Genomic DNA, 384 nt, shown 5'->3' on the forward strand with positions numbered 1-384 from the left:
ACGGATTTGGGGCATGATGCGGTCCCGCGCGGCCACGCGGTTATTATTCTCTCGGATGCTCTCGTCTGCCCAAAGGTCATCCAGATTGAACAGCTCGCAGAATTTCTGCCACAAGGCATCGGTGACGACACCGATGAAGATCGGATCATCTTTCGTCTGGAATACATCGTAAATCGCCCATGCGGAGATACGCGCAGGCATTGGATCGGCGGCTTTACCAGTGACGGCCATTTGCGCCATATGCTGACCGACCATATAAACGGTAGTTTCAAATAGCGAGCTTTGTACCATTTGGCCTTTGCCGGTACGGTGGCGTTCTTCGACTGCCGCCAGAATGGCAATCACACCAAACATACCGCCGGTCACATCAATAACGCTGGAGCC

At 53.6% G+C, this 384-nt stretch carries 1 protein-coding gene; it reads right to left on the minus strand.

The window, feature by feature from the left end:
- A partial coding sequence (locus AB1K62_RS14665; RefSeq protein ID WP_367004708.1) for a CoA transferase occupies window positions 1-384 on the minus strand: 384 nt, incomplete at both ends.

This window comes from Parasphingorhabdus sp. JC815, assembly GCF_040717415.1.
Lineage (GTDB): Bacteria > Pseudomonadota > Alphaproteobacteria > Sphingomonadales > Sphingomonadaceae > Parasphingorhabdus.